This is a genomic window from Actinomycetospora termitidis (genome assembly GCF_030286555.1).
GTDB lineage: Bacteria > Actinomycetota > Actinomycetes > Mycobacteriales > Pseudonocardiaceae > Actinomycetospora > Actinomycetospora termitidis.
This window is the reverse complement of record NZ_JASVWF010000002.1, coordinates 349,806-366,778: the sequence shown is the minus strand read 5'-3', so window position 1 is coordinate 366,778 and position 16,973 is coordinate 349,806. Positions and strand designations below refer to the sequence as shown.

The 16,973-nt window shown below is 72.9% G+C and carries 16 protein-coding genes; 8 read left to right on the top strand and 8 right to left on the bottom strand.

What is annotated here, in order from left to right; translation table 11 throughout:
* The first annotated feature begins 31 nt into the window (after positions 1-31).
* Entirely contained in the window at positions 32-961 is a 930-nt protein-coding gene (locus QRT03_RS09650; protein ID WP_286052475.1) for an oxidoreductase, read from the top strand.
* A 96-nt stretch (positions 962-1,057) separates the two neighbouring features.
* Here QRT03_RS09650 and QRT03_RS09645 read toward each other — a convergent pair whose 3' ends face one another.
* From QRT03_RS09645 to QRT03_RS09635, 3 genes are all read right to left on the bottom strand, one after another.
* Positions 1,058-1,861, bottom strand: a complete 804-nt coding sequence (locus QRT03_RS09645) for an SDR family NAD(P)-dependent oxidoreductase (protein WP_286052474.1) — start codon at positions 1,859-1,861, stop codon at positions 1,058-1,060.
* Positions 1,862-1,990: 129 nt separating this feature from the next.
* Positions 1,991-2,926 (bottom strand): helix-turn-helix transcriptional regulator, encoded by a 936-nt coding sequence (locus QRT03_RS09640; protein ID WP_286052473.1) that lies wholly within the window; start codon positions 2,924-2,926, stop codon positions 1,991-1,993.
* Positions 2,927-3,190: 264 nt separating this feature from the next.
* Positions 3,191-3,820 (bottom strand): TetR/AcrR family transcriptional regulator, encoded by a 630-nt coding sequence (locus QRT03_RS09635; protein ID WP_286052472.1) that lies wholly within the window; start codon positions 3,818-3,820, stop codon positions 3,191-3,193.
* 102 nt (positions 3,821-3,922) lie between these two features.
* Between QRT03_RS09635 and QRT03_RS09630 the strand changes: the two genes are divergently transcribed.
* The 4 genes from QRT03_RS09630 to QRT03_RS09615 are packed head-to-tail and all read left to right on the top strand — an operon-like array spanning position 3,923 to position 7,561.
* The gene (locus QRT03_RS09630; protein ID WP_286052471.1) at positions 3,923-4,810 is read left to right on the top strand and encodes an NAD(P)-dependent oxidoreductase; all 888 of its coding nucleotides are present in this window, start codon (positions 3,923-3,925) and stop codon (positions 4,808-4,810) included.
* A gap of 11 nt (positions 4,811-4,821) precedes the next feature.
* Positions 4,822-6,240, top strand: coding sequence for an FAD-dependent monooxygenase (locus QRT03_RS09625; RefSeq protein ID WP_286052470.1), 1,419 nt, complete (start codon positions 4,822-4,824; stop codon positions 6,238-6,240).
* A complete protein-coding gene (locus QRT03_RS09620; protein ID WP_286052469.1) occupies positions 6,237-7,112 on the top strand; it encodes an SMP-30/gluconolactonase/LRE family protein in 876 nt (291 codons plus the stop codon). Before QRT03_RS09625 ends, QRT03_RS09620 begins: the two co-directional genes overlap by 4 nt.
* A complete protein-coding gene (locus QRT03_RS09615) occupies positions 7,109-7,561 on the top strand; it encodes a VOC family protein (protein WP_286052468.1) in 453 nt (150 codons plus the stop codon). The genes QRT03_RS09620 and QRT03_RS09615 overlap by 4 nt, the downstream gene beginning before the upstream one ends.
* Positions 7,562-7,611: 50 nt before the next feature.
* Here the strand turns inward: QRT03_RS09615 and QRT03_RS09610 are convergent, their stop codons facing one another.
* The 4 genes from QRT03_RS09610 to QRT03_RS09595 all read right to left on the bottom strand — a co-directional run bounded on the left by QRT03_RS09610 (position 7,612) and on the right by QRT03_RS09595 (position 11,955).
* Positions 7,612-8,751, bottom strand: a complete 1,140-nt coding sequence (locus QRT03_RS09610; protein ID WP_286052467.1) for an alpha/beta hydrolase family protein — start codon at positions 8,749-8,751, stop codon at positions 7,612-7,614.
* 21 nt (positions 8,752-8,772) lie between these two features.
* On the bottom strand, positions 8,773-9,792 hold the full coding sequence (locus tag QRT03_RS09605; protein ID WP_286052466.1) for an SMP-30/gluconolactonase/LRE family protein: 1,020 nt from the start codon (positions 9,790-9,792) through the stop codon (positions 8,773-8,775).
* A 15-nt stretch (positions 9,793-9,807) separates the two neighbouring features.
* Positions 9,808-10,920, bottom strand: a complete 1,113-nt coding sequence (locus QRT03_RS09600) for an FAD-dependent monooxygenase (protein ID WP_286052465.1) — start codon at positions 10,918-10,920, stop codon at positions 9,808-9,810.
* Positions 10,921-11,034: 114 nt separating this feature from the next.
* Entirely contained in the window at positions 11,035-11,955 is a 921-nt protein-coding gene (locus QRT03_RS09595; protein WP_286052463.1) for a LysR family transcriptional regulator, read from the bottom strand.
* A 217-nt stretch (positions 11,956-12,172) separates the two neighbouring features.
* Between QRT03_RS09595 and QRT03_RS09590 the strand changes: the two genes are divergently transcribed.
* Genes QRT03_RS09590 through QRT03_RS09580 form a run of 3 tightly spaced genes read left to right on the top strand, consistent with a single transcriptional unit; the run spans position 12,173 to position 16,352 of the window.
* Positions 12,173-13,204 carry a VOC family protein gene (locus tag QRT03_RS09590; RefSeq protein ID WP_286052462.1) on the top strand — a complete coding sequence of 344 codons (1,032 nt, stop codon included), beginning with the start codon at positions 12,173-12,175 and terminating at the stop codon, positions 13,202-13,204.
* Positions 13,201-14,397: a cytochrome P450 gene (locus QRT03_RS09585; protein WP_286052461.1), complete on the top strand. Its 1,197-nt coding sequence runs from the start codon at positions 13,201-13,203 to the stop codon at positions 14,395-14,397. Before QRT03_RS09590 ends, QRT03_RS09585 begins: the two co-directional genes overlap by 4 nt.
* Positions 14,394-16,352: an acetoacetate--CoA ligase gene (locus QRT03_RS09580; protein ID WP_286052460.1), complete on the top strand. Its 1,959-nt coding sequence runs from the start codon at positions 14,394-14,396 to the stop codon at positions 16,350-16,352. The genes QRT03_RS09585 and QRT03_RS09580 overlap by 4 nt, the downstream gene beginning before the upstream one ends.
* Before the next feature lie 13 nt (positions 16,353-16,365).
* Here QRT03_RS09580 and QRT03_RS09575 read toward each other — a convergent pair whose 3' ends face one another.
* Positions 16,366-16,956 (bottom strand): TetR-like C-terminal domain-containing protein, encoded by a 591-nt coding sequence (locus QRT03_RS09575; RefSeq protein WP_286052459.1) that lies wholly within the window; start codon positions 16,954-16,956, stop codon positions 16,366-16,368.
* Positions 16,957-16,973: the final 17 nt, after the last annotated feature.

Below are 16,973 nucleotides of genomic sequence, written 5' to 3'. Positions count from 1 at the left end.
CCATCCCCACGAACTCCGACGGGAGACGGACATGACCCTGCGCTGGCTGATCACCGGCTGCTCCGGCGGACTGGGGCGGTTGCTCGCCTCGGCGGCACTGGAGCGCGGTGACTCCGTGCTCGCCACCGCCCGCGACCCCCGCTCCCTCGATGACCTGGTCGCCCGGCACCCCGACACCTGTCGGACCGCCACTCTCGACGTCACGCGCGGCGGCGACGCCGAGGCGGCCGTCGCGCTCGCCGAGAGCGCGTTCGGCGGCATCGACGTGCTGGTCAACAACGCCGGCCACGGCATGCTCGGCGCCGTCGAGGAGGTGACCCCCGAGGAGTACCGGCCGCTGTTCGAGACCAACGTCTTCGGGCTGATCGAGACCACCCGCGCGGTGCTCCCGACGCTGCGCAAGCAGGGCGCCGGCGGCCGAATCGTCATGATGTCTTCGGGGGCCGGGATCGCGGGCATCGCCGGCGACGGCTACTACAACGCCACGAAGTTCGCCGTGGAAGGCCTGTCCGAGGCGCTCGCCCAGGAGGTCGCGCCCTTCGGGATCGCCACGATCATCGTCGAGCCCGGTCCGTTCCGGACCGACTTCCTCGGCCGCTCCATGCGCACCGCGGCCGTGGAGATGCCCGAGTACGCCGAGACCGCCGGGGCACGGCGTCGCTACCGCGCCGACAACGACGGGGCGCAACCCGGCGACCCCGCGAAGGCGGTCGCGGTGATCCTGGAGGCGGTCGACACCGACGACCCGCCCCTCCACCTGCCCCTCGGCGACCGTGCGTACTCCCTGGCGCGCACCAAGTTCAGCGCGTTCCTCGACTCGATGGACCGGTGGGCGCCGCTGGCGAGGGAGACGTCGTTCGCCTCGCCGGCACCCCGATCTCGAGCCCCCGAGCGGCCGGACCCGACGGCCGTCCTCATCGCCCACGCCGCGGAGTGGGCTCGCGACCAGCGGCAGTCCTGACCTCCGCGCTCACCTGGGCTCGGGGTGGCCCGGACAGCTGAAGGACTCGCGGACGACGAAGGCGGGCCGACGGCGGGTCCGGGCACGCTCGACGAATCAGCTGGTGGGTCGAGCCGCGGCACCCTGTCGGGCGGCCTTCTCGGGCTCGCTCATCGAGCGGTGGTCGACGACCTGCTGCTTGGTGGCCTCGTCACCACCGACGACGTGGTCGTCCCCGGCGAGCAGGGCCTCGATGCCCTGCCGGGCGACCTCGGTCCTGTCGTTCTTCCAGCTGTTGTCACCGAAGCGGGTGTTGCCCATGCCGGCGTTGGCGTGGAAGTCGGAGTCGGTGGCGCCGGGCAGCAGCGCGGTCACCACGATGCCCTCCTCGCGCAGCTCCTCGCGGATCGACTCGGCGAAGTTGAACCCGAACGCCTTGGTCGCGCCGTAGGCCGGCTCGTAGGGAGTGGGGGTGGTCGCCGAGACCGAGGAGACGATCATGATCCGCCGCTCGCCCCAATCGGCGCCCTGGGCGTGCATGGCGCGGACGACGCGCTTGGCCATGTGCACGGTGCCCGAGCAGTTGATCGAGATCATGCGCAGCTCGTCGTCGAGGTCGGTGTCGAGGAACCGTCCGCCGACGCCGATCCCGACGTTGAGGCAGGCCACATTGAGCGGCCGGTCGAGCTCGGCGACGAACTTCCAGAACGACTCGACCCCGTCGTAGGTCGAGGCGTCGGCCTGGTACGGGTAGGCCTCGACGCCGTACTCCTCCAACTTCTTGGCCGAGTCGTGGACGCGCTCGCTCTGCCCGGAGATCGCGACGTCGTAGCCGCGGTCGGCGAGCTGGGCGGCGAGCTCGAAGCCGATGCCGGACGAGCCGCCGGTGATCAAGGCGAGCGGACGGGTGGCAGTGCTCATGAGGGCGTTCTCCTTCTCCTCGTGAAGGCCCGGAAGTCGGTGGGCCCGGTGGCTGCGCGCACGGATGTCGTGGGCAGCAGGGGATGCCGACCCGATGCATGTCGCGGGCCGGTGGTCGTTGGCCGGCGCTCAGCCGGTCGTGTTCGATCGGCCGATGTGGCTCGACATGGCTGCGGGCGTCGCGGAGTCGGCGGCCGCCGGACGGTCCGGAGCGTCGGTGATCGCCACGCCGGGTGAGTCCAGGCTCCAGCTCGCCAGGAGCCGCATCGCCTCCTGGGAAGCACCGGGCTGCGCCGTGTAGACGAACAACGTCTGATCGGGGTCGGCCGGCAGGATCATGGCCTCGTAGTCGATGGCCAGGTCCCCCACCACGGGGTGGTGGAACCGCTTCGAGCCGCCGCCGCGCTCGAGCACCTTCTGGTGACCCCACCAGCGGTTGAAGTCCTCGCTCTTGACCGCCAGCTCGCCCACCAGGTCGGCGGTACGTGGATCGTCGGGGTAGCGCCCGGCATCCAGACGCAGGATCGCCGTCATCTCCGAGGCGATGGTCCGCCAGTCCAGGTAGAGCTCACGGGCCGCGGGATCAAGAAGGATCCAGCGGGTCAGATTGCGCTCACGCGCAGGCATCGCGTGGAAGTCCGCGAGCAGCGCGCGAGCGAGCCGGTTCGCGGCCAGGACGTCGGTGCGCCGACCCAGCACGAACGCAGCCTGGTCCTCGAGCGTGTCCATCATCCGCAGCACGCCCGGGCGGACCCGTTGGCGCGGCAGGGTGGTCCGGCGACGTCGGCCGGCCCCGACCAGGTCATCGAGATGGCGGCGCGCGGTGGAGTCCAGCCGCAGCACCTCGGAGATCGCGTCGAGCACCTCGGGCGACGGCGAGGTGTGTCGACCCTGCTCGAGTCGGGTGTAGTAGTCGGTGGACACACCCGTGAGCTGGGCGACCTCCTCGCGGCGCAACCCGGCCACCCGCCGGTACGAGCCGACCGCAGCCAGCCCCACCGACTCCGGGGAGACCTCGCTGCGACGAGCCCGCAGGAAATCTCCCAGCGCCACGTTCGCGGTCATGACCTCATGGTGCCCCCCGGGCGACCGCCCCTCACCCGTGGTGAGGGGGTATGTCATTCCCCCGGTTACCGGTTCCCGGAGCCCGCCCTCCCCAGAGAGGCAGGGACGATCGCGGCCGGATCGCGGCGGGGCTGCGGGCCGATCTGCTCCTCGTCGACGGAGACCCGCTGCAGGACATCTCCCGCTCGCTCGACATCCACGCCACCTGGCGACGCGGGGTCCGCCGGCCGCAGTGAGCCACGAGTCGGGACGATGCGTGGCGACCTACGCTGACATGTCGGGTCCGACCGCATGCGGCGCGCTCCGCCCGAGGGCGACCAGCCCAGCGACCAGCTCGGACGCGGCGGTGTGCTCGACGAGGTTCTCCATCACCACGAGACCCGGCATCAGCGTGGTGAACACCCGCGCGAGGGCGTCCGGGTCCGACCCGGACGGCACGACTCCGGCGTCGCACCACCGACGCGCCAGCGTGGCGAACTGCGCCTCCACGGTCCGGTAGTACTCCGCGACCAGGTGCCGCAGGTGGGGACGACGCAGCGACTCCGTCCAGGCCTGCATCGCCAGCCGGGAAAGGTCGTAGTCCTCGTCGTCGCGGCGGGACGCGACGATCTCGACGAGCCGCGCGACGACGTGGGCCGGACCGGGCGGCGGATCCTCGGCGAGCAGCGTCGAGAACAGGGTCTCCGCGTCGGCGAAGGCCTCCTCGACGGTCGCGTCGATGAGCTCGTCCTTGCTGCGGAAGTAGCGGTACACCGCGCTGGAGGACATGCCGGTCGCCTCGATGACCTGGTCCATCGAGGTCGCGTGGAAGCCGTCCCGGGAGAAGCAGCCCCACGCACACACCAGGACGTGGCGACGACGGCGGCTCCAGGTCTCGGGACTCAGGCGCGGCATGCACGACACCTTAAACGAGAACGACCACCAGCGTTTGACCCGATGCATCACGAGGCATACCTTTAGCGAAACGAACGTTCTCGCTTGAGGGGGATGATCCTCGTGAGGGTCGCCGTACTCGGTACCGGTGCGATCGGCACCGGAATGGTCCACAGCCTGCTGCGCGCGGGGCACGCGGTCACCGCGTGGAACCGGACCCCGCAGCGGGCCCGGCCCCTGGCCGACGACGGCGCGGTGGTGGTCGAGGACCTCGCCGACGCCGTCGCCCGCGCCGAGGTCGTCGTCGTGGTCGTGTTCGATCTCGACGCCGTGCTCTCCGTGCTGTCGGGCATCGCGGGCGCGGCGGCCGAGGACGCCGTCGTCGTGTGCAGCGCGACCGTCGGCGCGGAGATCGACGCCGTCGCCGAGACCGCCACCCGGCTCGGGTTGGACCTCGTCGAGGCGCCGGTGCTGGGCAACGCCGGCCCGGCCGAGCGCGGCGAGCTCTCCGTCATGGCCGCGGGCGACGAGGCCCTGCGCCCGCGGGTCGCCCCGGTGCTCGACGCGCTGGCCGCCACGGTCACCTGGATCGGCGATCACCCCGGACCCGCGAACCGCGTCAAGCTCGCCGCCAACGCCTGGGTGTCCACCCTCAACGTCGCGATGTCCCAGGCCGTCGCCCTCGCCACCGGGCTCGGGGTCGACCCGCGCCACTTCTTCACCGTCGTCGCCGGGACCGCCGCCGACAGCCCGTACCTCGCGTACAAGCGGGCCGTCGCGCTGGGCGAGGACGACACCGTCAGCACCCCGACCGACGCCATCCGCAAGGACGTCGCGCTCATCGGCGCGGCCGCCCGCGCCGCCGGCCTGCCGACCGACGTCGTCGACCTGGTCGACGCGCTCTACGCCCGCCTCTCCGCGTCCGGCGACGGCGCCCGGGACATGGCCCGCCTGGCCCGCACGCTCGACCACCCCGTCGCCGCGATCCGACGTCCGACCACCGACCACTGAGGGGAGACCCCGTGTCCACCACCCTGCCCACACGGACCGACGTCCTCGTCGTCGGCGCCGGACCGGCCGGCCTGACCCTGACGACCGCGCTCGCCCTGGCCGGCGTCGACCACGTCACCCTCGAGCCGAAGACCCAGGTCGCACCGGGCGCGAAGGCCGCCGGCGTGCAGCCGCGGACCCTCGAGTACCTCGACCGCCTCGGCGTCGGCGAACGCCTGGTCGCCCGCGGGGTCCGCGGTGCCGGCTTCGCGTTGCGCGAGGGAGACGAGGACCTGCTGCGGGTCTCCTACGAGACCCTGGACAGCCCGCACCCCTACCTGCTGCTGGTCGGCCAGGACGTCACCGAGCAGACCATCGCCGACCGGTTGGCCGAGGTCGACGGGACCCTGTTCCGTGGCCACCGGCTGCTGACCTGGCAGCGGACCTGGCCAGGGGTGCTCGCCACCGTCGCCGGGCCCGACGGCGTCGTGCGGACGGTCGAGGCGCGCTACCTGGTCGGCGCCGACGGGCTGCACAGCCCGGTCCGGGAGTCGAGCGGCATCGAGTTCCGCGGTGACTCCCCGGCGGCGCTGTTCGCTCTCGCCGACGTCCACCTCGACCTCGAGGGCTCGGCGGACACCGACACCGCCTTCTTCCTCGCGCCCGACGGGGTCGCGCTGATCTCGCCGATGCCCGACGGGATGCACCGCGTCGTCGCCTCCGTACCGCCGGGAACGTCCCCGCCGAGCGCCACCGACGTCGAGAAGGTCCTCGCCACCCGCACCGGCGGGGTGCTGCGCAGCGCGCACGTCCGGGACATCGCGGCCTCGACCACCTACCGCTTCCAGCAGCGCGTCGCCGCCCGCCTGGTCGACGGGCCCGTTGCGCTGCTCGGTGACGCCGCGCACACCCACAGCCCCGCCGGCGGCCAGGGCATGAACACCGGGATCCAGGACGCCGCCGACCTCGCGTGGCGCCTCACCGAGATCCTCCGGCACGGCGCCCCCGAGTCGCTGCTCGAGGGCTACGACCGCGAACGCCGCCCGGTTGCCGAGGAGCTCATCGCGTTCACCGGCCAGCTCACCGCGCTGGCCACACTCACCGATCCCCGCCTCGGGGCGCTGCGCAACACCGTCCTCGCCGCGGTCCGCGGCATCCCGGCCGTGACCGACTTCCTCGCCGGCCGCCTCTCGCAACTCGACATCGGCTACGGCTCGGGCGACGGCGTCCAGGCCGGGAACCGGCTGCCGCCGGCGGCCCTCCCGACCCCCCTCGCCCCGGAGTGGGTGCTCGCCGACCCGGACACCACGGCCACCCGGACCCACGGCCGCGTCCGCGTGGTTCCCGCGCCGACGCTCCCGACGACCGCCCTCGTGCGACCCGACGGCGTGGTCGACGCCCTCGGCATCACCGGCGAGCAGGCCGAACAGCACCTCGGGGAGCTCGCATGATCTTCGACGCCCTGCACCCGCCGCACGATGCCGTCCCGTCCGACCCGGCACCGGCCACGGTGCTGGCGAGCTGGGAGCCGGGCACGTTCCTGGAGAACCTCGCCCCCGGGCCGGACGGTTCCTGGTGGGTCACCAGCCCCAGCCACCGGCGGGTCGACCACGTGGCCGCCGACGGACGCCTGCTCACGCGGGTCGACCTCGGTGCGCCCGCGACCGGGATCGTCGCCGACGGCGACACCGCCCTGGTCACCAGCGGAGAGCCCGGCACCCCTGGATGGCGGCTCCTCCGGGTCCGCGACGACGGCTACGTCCCGGTCGCCGATCTCCCCGGCGTCACCTTCGCCAACGGGATGACGCGCCACGGTAACGGCCTCGTTATCGCCGACTGCCTGCGCGGCGCACTGGTCCGGTTCACCTCCGACGGTGCGGTCGAGGACCTCGTGGTCGACCCCCTGCTCACGCCACTCGACCCGCAGGGCCCGCTGCCGGGGGTCAACGGGCTCGCCGTCGGCCCCGCCGGCGATCTCGTGATGACCAGCACCGGGCGCGGTCTGGTGCTGCGACTGGGGGCGGCCGGGCTCGAGGTCGTCGCCGAACGCCTCGTCGGCGACGACCTGACGGTCACGCCCGACGGCGCCCTCTACGTGGCCACCCACACGTTCGACTCCGTCCTGCGGCTGCGACCGGACGGCGCGCGGGCCGACGTCGCGACCCGCGTCGACGGCGTCGTCGGACCGACCTCGGTGGCGCTCGAGCCCGACGGACGCGCGCTCGTCGTCACCACCACCGGCGGCATGCTCGCCGCCCCCGACACCCCGGAGCCCGCCCGGCTGGTGCGCATCGACCTCACGTCCGGAGGAGGACACCCGTGACCCCGCCCCTGCGCGACATCCACCACGTGAAGCTCCCGGTCACCGACCTGACGCGATCGATCGACTTCTACACCGCGGTCTTCGACGCCCACCGACTCACCGAGGCCGACCACCTCGACGACGACGGCCGCCTCTACGCCGTGATCCTCCGGGTGCCCGGCCTCTCCCCGCTGGTCGAACTGCGGCTCGACCCCGAGCAGGCCGCCGCGCACGCAGGCTTCGACCCGCTCACCCTGGCCGTCGACGACCGCGCCGCACTCGAGCAATGGGCTGCTCACCTCGACCACCTCGGGGTGGAGCACTCGGACCAGATCACCGCGATCCAGGCGTGGCTCGTCGTGTTCGCCGACCCCGACGGCACCCGGCTACGCCTCTACACCCTCGAACAACACGGCCCCGAACTGCCAACGAACGTCGACGACTCGTGGATCACACGGCCCCGGACCTGATGTCGCGCGCGCAGGACGAGGAGCAGGCCGTGGGTGCCGGTGCCGGTCGCTCAGAGGTTGTCGTGGACCCAGTCGGCGATGTAGCCGGTCGCGGCGGGCATGTTGTCGGCGCTGACGTGCTCGACTCCACCCTCGCGCTCGGTGAACCACGTGAGCTCGCGCTTCGGGCTGTTCACGGCGGTCTCGTACTGCGCCGTGGCGTACTCGCGCGGGATCTGACGGTCGTTCGTGCCGTGGGTGACCAGGAACGGGACCGTGATCCGCTCGGTGACGCCGACGAGGCTCATCGCCGGCGCGAAGGCCATGAACTCCTCGAGGGTGTCCTTCCCGAACACCCACTCGACGTGGTCCCAGTAGTGCGGCACGGGCCGGTCCCCCTCGCGGGCCAGGCGACGCTTCTGCAGCTCACCCCAGTCGTAGTTGGCGCCCCAGGCCACGCAGAGCGCGATCCGCTTCTCGAACGCCGCCGCGCGGGGCGCGTAGTAGCCGCCCAGCGACCACCCCATGACGCCGATGCGGCCGGGATCGACGTCGTCCCGCGTCTCGAGCCAGTCGACGCACGGCCCGGCCCAGTGCTCGCTGTCGTGCCGGCCGGTCAGGCCGCGCAGCCGGAGCGCCTCGCCGCTGCCCGGGTGGTCGACGATCAGGGTCGACACGCCCCGTCGGGCCAGCTCCTGCGCGATCCCGGACCCGAAGACCATCTCCTTCGTGCTGTCCAGGCCGTTGGTGAACACCATGCAGGGCGCGGGGCCCGCGCCCTCGGCGGCGACGAACAACGCCGGCATCCCGACGCCCTCGTACGGGATCTCGACTCGCGCGCAGTTCAGCCGCCCCGTCGTGATCGCCCGCCCGAAGGCGTCGAGCATCGCGCGGTACGCGGTCCGGCGTGGGCCGAAGTGCCTGCTCTGCAGCCGCTCCGCGGTGAGGTGGTACACCGCGGCGCGCTGGTAGCGGGCGCTCGCCGTGAGCAGGTGGCCGGCCGCCTCGTCCTCCCGGGCGAGCCCGACCAGCCGGTCCGCCACCGCCGTCCAGGACCGGAAGAACAGCTCGGTCCCCGCGTCCTCGCCCTGCCGGGCCGCCTCGAGGAGGGGCGCGCAGGCCTCGGTCACCTCCCCGATCTGCCCACCGGTGTTCAGCGCGATGTTGACCGACAGGTTCCAGACGTAGTTGCCCGGGAACATCTCGAACATCGACGACTCCTCGCGGGTGGTCTACCAGTGCACCGGGGGCAGCCCCGGGACCGGTGAGGGGAAGGACGGCAGGGTCGTCCCGCGTAGGCTCCCGAGCAGGACCTGGTCCAGGCGCGGGCCGCCGAACGTGACGCTCGCCAACCACGGGGCGAGCGTGCCGCCGGTGCGGGAGAGGGTCTCGAAGGCGACCGGCCCGCCGGCGGCGAACTCCTCCTCGAACCGCGCGGTCGCCGCCGCGTAGCCGTCGTTGAACAGCTCCAGCAGCTCGCCCTCCGGCGTGAGGGCGACCAACCGGTCGGCGAAGATCATCGTCGCCCAGATGTTGCCGACGGCGTCGAAGGTGATGCCGTCGACGAGCCCGTCCCCGAGCGAGGACGGCCCGAAGACCTCCCGTTCGAGCACCGAGCCGTCGTCGGCGATCCGGAGTCGCGACACGCGCTTGGCGGTGGTCTCGGCGACGTAGAGCCACTGCTCGTCGGCGTCGAAGCGGATCTCGTTGGTGAAGGCGAAGCCGTCGGCGACGACGCGCAGCCCGCGGTCGTCGAGCAGGGCGACGTAGCCGTCGGCCACGTGCCGGCCGATGGCGTCGCTCCAGGGGTTCACCATGGTCGACACCGTGATCCAGGTGCGCCCGCGACGGTCGCGCAGCACGAAGTTGACCTTGCCGAGCGGCTGCCCGTCGATGGTGTCGTGCAGGGTGCGGACGTTCCCGGCCCGGTCCATGGTCTCGAGCGCGTCGGTGCCGAAGTTGGCGATCAGGATGTCGCCGTCGTCGGTGAAGGCGAGCCCGTTGGGCAGCGTGCCCTCGAGGAGGCTCCCCGCCAGGTCGTGCTCGGTGTCGAAGCCCTCGGCAGGGCGGGCCACGACGAGGTCCTGAGTGCCGTCGGGGTGGATGCGCACGACACCGCCCCGGGCGTCGGCGGTCCAGAGCGTGCCGTCGCGCTCGGCCAGGATGCACTCCGGCCGCTGCAGATCCTTCCCGACGAGGCGGACGGCGTCCGGGTCGAACTCCCAGTCGAGGAGGGGGTTCCTGGTGCCCACGGTCTGCTCCTCCCGTCAGAACGGCTCGGCGAGGCGGTGCAGGGCCTCGCCCATGAGGCCGGCGTGGTCGGCGCCGGGCGTGTCCGGGTGGGTCTCCCACCAGCTGATCTGCGCGGAGGTCTCGACCACGTAGCGGCAGCGGTCGAACCGCCGCGCGGCGAAGCGGTGCAGCCCCTCGTCGAGGTCCGCCGCCCCGGCGAGTTCCTCGCCGAGGGCCACCGCGTCCTCCAGGCACATCGCGGCCCCGGCCGCGAGGTGCGGGGTCGTGGCGTGCGCGGCGTCGCCGAGGACGAGGACCCGGCCCCGGTGCCACGGCGCGGGGACGAGCAGGTTCTCGAACCGGGTGTAGTTGATCGGAGTGGACTCGTCGACGGCCGCGCGCGCCGTGGCGCCGAATCCGCCGAACGGCGCGAGCCGCTCACGGACGGCGGACGGCATGTCCGCCGGCCGGTAGCTCTCGTCGACCGCGAACAGCACGTACATGTACATGCTCTCCGGGCCGGTGGGCGTGAACCCGACGGTCGTCTCCGGGTCGCCCACGAGCTGGCACTCGGTGGTCAGCTCCTCCGGGCGGGGCAGCACCACCCGGAAGATGCCTTGACCGAGGTCGCGCACCTCGACGGGTCCGAGGACGGCCTCGCGCACCGTCGAGCGGAGTCCGTCCGCACCGACCACGAGGTCGTACCGGGCCGTGCGACCGTCCTCGAACGTGACCGAGGCCGAATCCGCCCCGGACTCGACGCCGACGACGGCGGCCCCCGTCCGGATCGCGACCCCGCGTGCCTTCGCGGCGTCGAGCAGGATCCGGTGCAGCTGCGGCCGCATCATCCCCACCATGCCGGGGTGGTCCGTCCCGACCGCCTTCGGGAGCGGGAAGCGCGTCAGGGGGTGACCGGCCGGGTCGAACAGCTCGAAATCGTTCATGACGAAGCCCTGCGCGACGCACTCCTCGTAGAGCCCGAGCCGTTCCAGGGCGCGCAGCGCGGCGCCGATCAACGTGATCCCGCTGCCGAGCGCGTGAATCTCCGATTCGCGTTCGGTCAGTTCGACGTCGATTCCACGAGTTGCGAGAGCGGTCGCAGCGGCGAGCCCGCCGACCCCGCCCCCGACGACCAGTGCGTTCGTCACGATGCCTCCTCCGCGCCGGTGCAGTCGGCTGTCGGAGCCCGACGCTAGGGGCGGCGAGCGGCAGGCAGGTAGCGACGGATGTCGATGCCTGGCATCGACGCGATCGATGCGTCGTCAGTCCAGGGCCGCGGCGGCGTGCCGCACGCGGTCGCGCAGCCAGCGATGCGCGGGATCGGCGTCCGTGCGGGGGGACCAGAACATCGCCTCGGTCAGCGGCGGGACATCGAAGGGCGGGTCGAGCACCCGGATCGGCAGGGTGGGCGCGAAGTGCGCGACGAGCCGCTCGTGCAGGAGGGCCACCATCCGGGTGCCCGGCAGCATCAGGGGCTGGATGACGAAGCTCTGGGTGGCGACGTCGACGTGGCGCTCGATGCCCAGCCGCCGGAGTCGGAGGTCGCTGATGGTGGTCCCGGGTCGGCCCTCGTAGGCGAGGTAGGGCAGCTCCCGGAACTGCTGCTCGGTGATCGTCTCCCCGACGTCGGGGTGGTCGCGGTCGATCGTGATCAGCAGGCGCTCGGTGAACAGCGGCGCGGACCGCAGCTCGGCGCCCCGCCCCAGGAGCTCGGTCGGCAGCACGAGCAGGTCGAGTTCGTCGCGCGCCAGCCGCTCGCCCGCGTCGGGCGTCGTCGGCCGGACGGTGAGGCGCAGGTTCGGCGCCTCGTGCTCGAGCTCGGCCAGGAGCGGTCGCAGCAGGACCAGGAGGACGAAGTCGCTGGCCATGAGCGTGAACGTGCGGCGATCGGTCCGCGGGTCGAAGTCCCGGGCGGCGCGCACCGTCGACTCGATGGTGTCCAGCGCGTCGCGGATGGGCGCGACGAGCTCCAGCGCGGTCGAGGTCGGCCGCAGGGTGCGCCCGTCCCGAACGAGGAGCGGGTCCCCGAAGAACTTGCGCATCCGCGCGAGCGACGCGCTCATCGCCGGCTGCCCCACCGACAGCCGCTCCGCCGCCCGGGTCACGCTGCACTCGTCGATCAGGACGTCGAAGGCGACCAGCAGGTTCAGGTCCAGGTGCTGGAGCAACGAGTCGCGGTCCATCGTCGGCCCACTCTCTCCGGGGAGCCCGGACACTACCCCGCCTGGCCGCCGGCCATCGATGCCATCGATCGACGGAACTGTCTCCTCACCATCGATCGTGACGATGTCAGCCATCGACGAGGCGTCGGTTCCGCGGAACCGTGCCGCGATTTAGCGTCCCTTCCCGACGGACCGGCCGGACGATTCCGCCGGGACCCGCACACCGGGAGGAACGTTCATGGCCCGCCTGCTGAGCCACCTGCTCTCGCTCGAGATCACGAGCCCCGACGTGGAATCGTCGGTCGCGTTCTACGTGGAACGCTTCGGACTGCGCGTGATCGACCGGGCCGATGGCAAGGTCCACCTGCGGTGCTGGGGGGACCACTACCGCCACAGCCTGGTCGTATCCCCGGGGCCCGACGCCGGTCTCGCGACCATGACGTGGCGGACCGACAGCGCCGAGGCCCTCGACGAGGCGGTCGCGCGGGTGGAGGCGGCCGGCGTCACCGGGGAGTGGCGCGAGGACCCGCCCGCCCAGGGGCGGACCTATACGTTCGTCGGCCCCTTCGGGCACCGGATGGGCCTGGTCTGGGACGTTCCGCCGTTCGAGGCGGAGGACGGCTACACGTCGGTCTACCCGGACCGCCCCGAACGGCGCAGCAGCCACGCCGCCGCGCCGCGCTTCCTCGACCACGTGACCATCGCGGCCTCCGACGTCCGCGGCTTCGCGCAGTGGTACTCCGAGGTCCTCGGCTTCCGGGTCATGGCCTTCACCGACCTCGAGGACGCCCCCGTCACGGTCTTCTCGGTCCTGACCACCAACGAGAAGTCCCACGACCTCGGCATCGTCGTCGACACGTCTGCGACGGCGGGGCGCGTCCACCACATCGCCTTCTGGGCCGACCATCCCGAGGACCTCGTCCGGACGGCGGACCTCCTCCTCGAGCACGGCACGCCCATCGAGTACGGACCGTCGGTGCACGGCATCGGCGAGCAGCACTTCCTCTACTTCCGCGAGCCGAGCAGCCTGCGCGTCGAGCTGAACTCCGGGGGCTACCGCAACTACGTCCCGGACTGGCGGGCCCGCACGTGGCGGCCGTCGGAGGGGTCGAACGACTTCTTCCGCAACTGGCACATGCCCGACTCGATGATGGAGGCGTTCCCGGCCGCGACCGGGATGGCGGGCACCGAGGACGGCGTCTCCCCGCAGCTGCACGAGGAGCTGACCAACCCGTGGGCGGCCCGGGCGCCGGAGGTGGAGCCGTCGTGACCACGACCTCGGCGTCCCCGACGTGGTCGGCCTTCGACCCGTTCGCCCCCGAGCAGCGCGCCGACCCGTACCCGGCGCTCGCCGCGCTCCGGGACGAGGCGCCGTGCACGCACCTCGACCGCTACGGCGTCTGGCTGGTCTCCCGCTACGACGACGTCGCAGCCGTCCTGAAGGACTGGGAGACGTTCTCGTCCGCGCAGGGCGCCGGCCTCGAGCCGGTCGCGACGCCGGAGGAGGGCGGGGTGATCCTGTCGACGGATCCGCCCGAGCACACGCGCGTGCGCCGCGCCGTTGCCCGGGACTTCACCCCGAAGGCCATCGGTCAGCTCGAACCGCGGGTCCGCGAGCTCGTGGGCCGCGCCCTCGACGTCGCACTGGCCGAGGGCGAGATCGACTGGGTCGGCCACGTCGCCCAGCCCGTGCCGACGACGGTCATGGCCGAGCTGATGGGCTATCCCGACCGGCACCGGGACGAGTACTGCCGGTGGGCATCGACGATCTTCGACTCGATGGGGTGCCCGGCCGGCGGGGAGTCGTCGGTGCTCGGGGAGGCCATCGGCGGGCTCTTCGGCCTCGTCGGACAGATCGCGGCCGACGGTGAATATGTCACCGGGGGCTGGGCCGACCGCATCGTCGGGGCGGGTGAACGGGGCGAGCTCGCGCAGGGTGAGGTCGTCTCGCTGCTCGGCGGCATCCTCGTCGCGGCGATGGACACGACCGTGAACATGCTGGGCAACCTCCTGCACGCGCTGGCGACCCACCCCGAGCAGTGGCGGCGGCTGCGGGAGCGGCCGGACCTGGCGCCGGGCGCGGTCGAGGAGTCGCTGCGGTTCGAGTCGCCGGTGCAGCCCGGGTTCTTCCGGGTCACCACCACCGAGACCACCGTCGCCGGGGTCGCCCTCCCGCCCGGTGCCCGCGTGATGGTCGCCTTCGGCAGCGCGAACCGCGACCCGCGGCAGTTCCCGGACCCGGACCGCTTCCTGATCGACCGCACGCCCAACGAGCACCTCGCCTTCGGCCGCGGGGTCCACTTCTGCCTGGGCGCGCCGGTCGCGCGGATGATCGGGCGCGTCGTCCTCGAGGAGCTGGTGTCGTCCGTGGCGGAGATCCACCCGGCCGGCGTCGCGCGGCGCAAGGACAACCGGATGCTGCGCGGGTTCGAGCACCTCCCGGTCGCCCTCACGCCGTCGTGACCGACATCGACCCGATCTGGGTCCCGGACGAGGCGGCCGTGCAGGACGCCCGCATCACGGCGCTCGCCCGCCTCGTCACCGAGCGGCACGGCGTCGAACTCGACGGCTACGACGCGCTGCAGCGCTGGTCGGTGGAGCACCTCGCGGAGTTCTGGACGGCGGTGCTCGACCTCTTCGACGTGCAGGTCGACGGCGATCGGGGCCGCGTCCTCGTCGACGACGCGATGCCCGGTGCGCGCTGGTTCCCCGACGTCGCCCTGAACTACGCCGAGCACGCGCTGCGCGGCGACGGCCACGAGCTCGTCGTCGTCGCCGAGACCGAGGACGGCACGACCACCGCCTGCACCCGCGGCGAGCTCCGCGCCGAGGTCGGCGCCTTCGCCGGGTGGCTGCGCGGGCACGGCGTCGTCGCCGGGGACCGGGTGGTGGGGTACCTGCCGAACGGCACCCACGCCCTCGTCGCGTTCCTCGCCTGCGCGAGCCTCGGCGCCGTCTGGTCGGTCTGCGGCCAGGACTACGCAGCCGGAGGTGCTGCGGCCCGCTTCGCCCAGCTCGAACCGGTCGTGCTGGTCGCCGCCGACGGCTACCGGTGGAACGGGCGGGTGCACGACCGCCGCGACGAGGTCAAGGCACTGCGCGCCGTGCTGCCGACCCTGCGCCACACGGTCGGCGTGGAGCACGTGGGGCTGGGCCTGCCGCCGGGCGCCGTGGGCTGGGACGAGGCCCTCGCCGTGCCGGCGGAGCCGACCTTCGCGCGCGTGGCCTTCGACGCCCCACTGTGGGTGTTGTTCTCCTCGGGCACCACCGGCGTCCCGAAGGGCATCGTCCACGGCCACGGCGGGGTGCTGCTGGACCACCTCAAGCTCCTGGGCCTGCACCTCGACCTGCACGACGGCGACCGGTTCCTCTGGTACACGACCCCGAACTGGATGATGTGGAACGTCCAGGTCTCCGGCCTGCTCGTCGGGGCGACGGTGGTCCTCTACGACGGGAGCCCCGCCCACCCGGACCCGGGACGGCTCTGGACCCTCGCCGCCGCGCACCGGGTCGCGCTCCTCGGCGTCAGTCCCGGCTACCTCCTCGCGAGCGCGAAGGCGGGCCTCGATCCGGGTCGCAGCCACGACCTCGGCGCCCTGCGGGTCCTCGGTTGCACCGGCTCACCGCTGCCCGCGAGCTCGTACCACTGGGTGCACGACCACGTCGGCACCGCGGTCCAGCTCGCCTCGAGCACCGGGGGCACCGATGTCGTCTCCGGCTTCGCCGGCAGCTCACCGACCACTCCGGTGTGGCCCGGCGAGATCTCCGCGCCGCTGCTCGGGGTCGCCCTCGAGGCGTGGGACGCCGACGGCCGGCCGGTCCTCGACGAGGTCGGCGAACTGGTGATCACCCGGCCGATGCCCTCGATGCCGATCCGCTTCGTCGCCGATCCCGACGGCGAGCGCTACCGCGACGCCTACTTCTCGACCTACCCGGGCGTCTGGCGCCACGGCGACTGGGTCACGCTCACCTCCCGCGGCTCCGTCGTCGTCTCGGGCCGATCCGACTCCACCCTGAACCGGCACGGCGTGCGCCTGGGCAGCGCCGACATCTACGCCGTCGTCGAGGCACTGCCCGAGGTGCGGGAGGCCCTCGTCATCGGCGCGGAGCTCGACGACGGGGGCTACTGGATGCCGCTGTTCGTGGTCCTCGAGCCCGGTACCGACCTCGATGCGACGCTCCGCGACCGGATCACGGCCGCGATCCGCACGCAGGCCTCCCCGCGCCACGTCCCCGACGACGTCCTCGCCGTCGACGCCATCCCGCACACGCGGACCGGCAAGAAGCTCGAGGTCCCGGTCAAACGCCTGCTCCAGGGCGCGAAGCTCGACCGGGTCGCCGGGCGCGACGCCGTCGACGACCCCGATCTCCTCGCCGCCTTCGCCCGCTACGCACCTGCCACGGGGCCGGGGCGATGAAGACAGCGAGGTCTCACGCCGATGCCGATCCCGCGATGCCGTGCAGGAGGGTGTCGACGAGGCGCGTGAGCGTCCGGGCGTCGACGGGCTCGCGGACGAGCAGGAGCCGGAAGTGCACCGGGCCGACGAGCATCTCGATGGCCAGACGGGGGTCGACGGAGTCCGGGAGCTCCCCGCGCTCGACGGCACGCGTGATCATGCGCATCGAGCCGGCGGCCCGCTCGGTCCAGAACCGCTCCCGGGCATCGTGCATGGCCGGCCCGTCGTCGCCGAGGGCGAGCACCTGGTCGAGGGCCCGGCCGACCGGGGTGGCGAGGAACCTCGCGAGGGCAGCGGCGTAGGCGAGGAGGTCGTCGCGGAGACGCCCGGTGTCGGGCACCGGCAGGTGCTGTTCGCTGGCGTGCAGGAGCGCCTCGGCGAGGAGGTTCTCACGGCTCCCCCACCGCCGGTAGATCGAGGTCTCGTGCACGCCGGCGACCGCCGCAACCGCGGCAATGCGGAAGTCCGCGAGGCCGCGGGCGAGCAGGACCTCCGTCGTGGCATCGAGGACCGCCGCACGCACGCGGGCCGACCGCCCACCGGGCCGACGCCGGACCTCCGTCATGACCGGACACCTTAACG

What these genes read in the sequence shown, in the direction of transcription:
- QRT03_RS09650 (WP_286052475.1), top strand. Translation starts at nt 32, where the DNA reads ATGACCCTGCGCTGGCTGATCACCGGCTGCTCCGGCGGACTGGGGCGG.
- QRT03_RS09645 (WP_286052474.1), bottom strand. Translation starts at nt 1,861, where the DNA reads ATGAGCACTGCCACCCGTCCGCTCGCCTTGATCACCGGCGGCTCGTCC.
- QRT03_RS09640 (WP_286052473.1), bottom strand. Translation starts at nt 2,926, where the DNA reads ATGACCGCGAACGTGGCGCTGGGAGATTTCCTGCGGGCTCGTCGCAGC.
- QRT03_RS09635 (WP_286052472.1), bottom strand. Translation starts at nt 3,820, where the DNA reads ATGCCGCGCCTGAGTCCCGAGACCTGGAGCCGCCGTCGTCGCCACGTC.
- QRT03_RS09620 (WP_286052469.1), top strand. Translation starts at nt 6,237, where the DNA reads ATGATCTTCGACGCCCTGCACCCGCCGCACGATGCCGTCCCGTCCGAC.
- QRT03_RS09610 (WP_286052467.1), bottom strand. Translation starts at nt 8,751, where the DNA reads ATGTTCGAGATGTTCCCGGGCAACTACGTCTGGAACCTGTCGGTCAAC.
- QRT03_RS09595 (WP_286052463.1), bottom strand. Translation starts at nt 11,955, where the DNA reads ATGGACCGCGACTCGTTGCTCCAGCACCTGGACCTGAACCTGCTGGTC.
- QRT03_RS09590 (WP_286052462.1), top strand. Translation starts at nt 12,173, where the DNA reads ATGGCCCGCCTGCTGAGCCACCTGCTCTCGCTCGAGATCACGAGCCCC.
- QRT03_RS09575 (WP_286052459.1), bottom strand. Translation starts at nt 16,956, where the DNA reads ATGACGGAGGTCCGGCGTCGGCCCGGTGGGCGGTCGGCCCGCGTGCGT.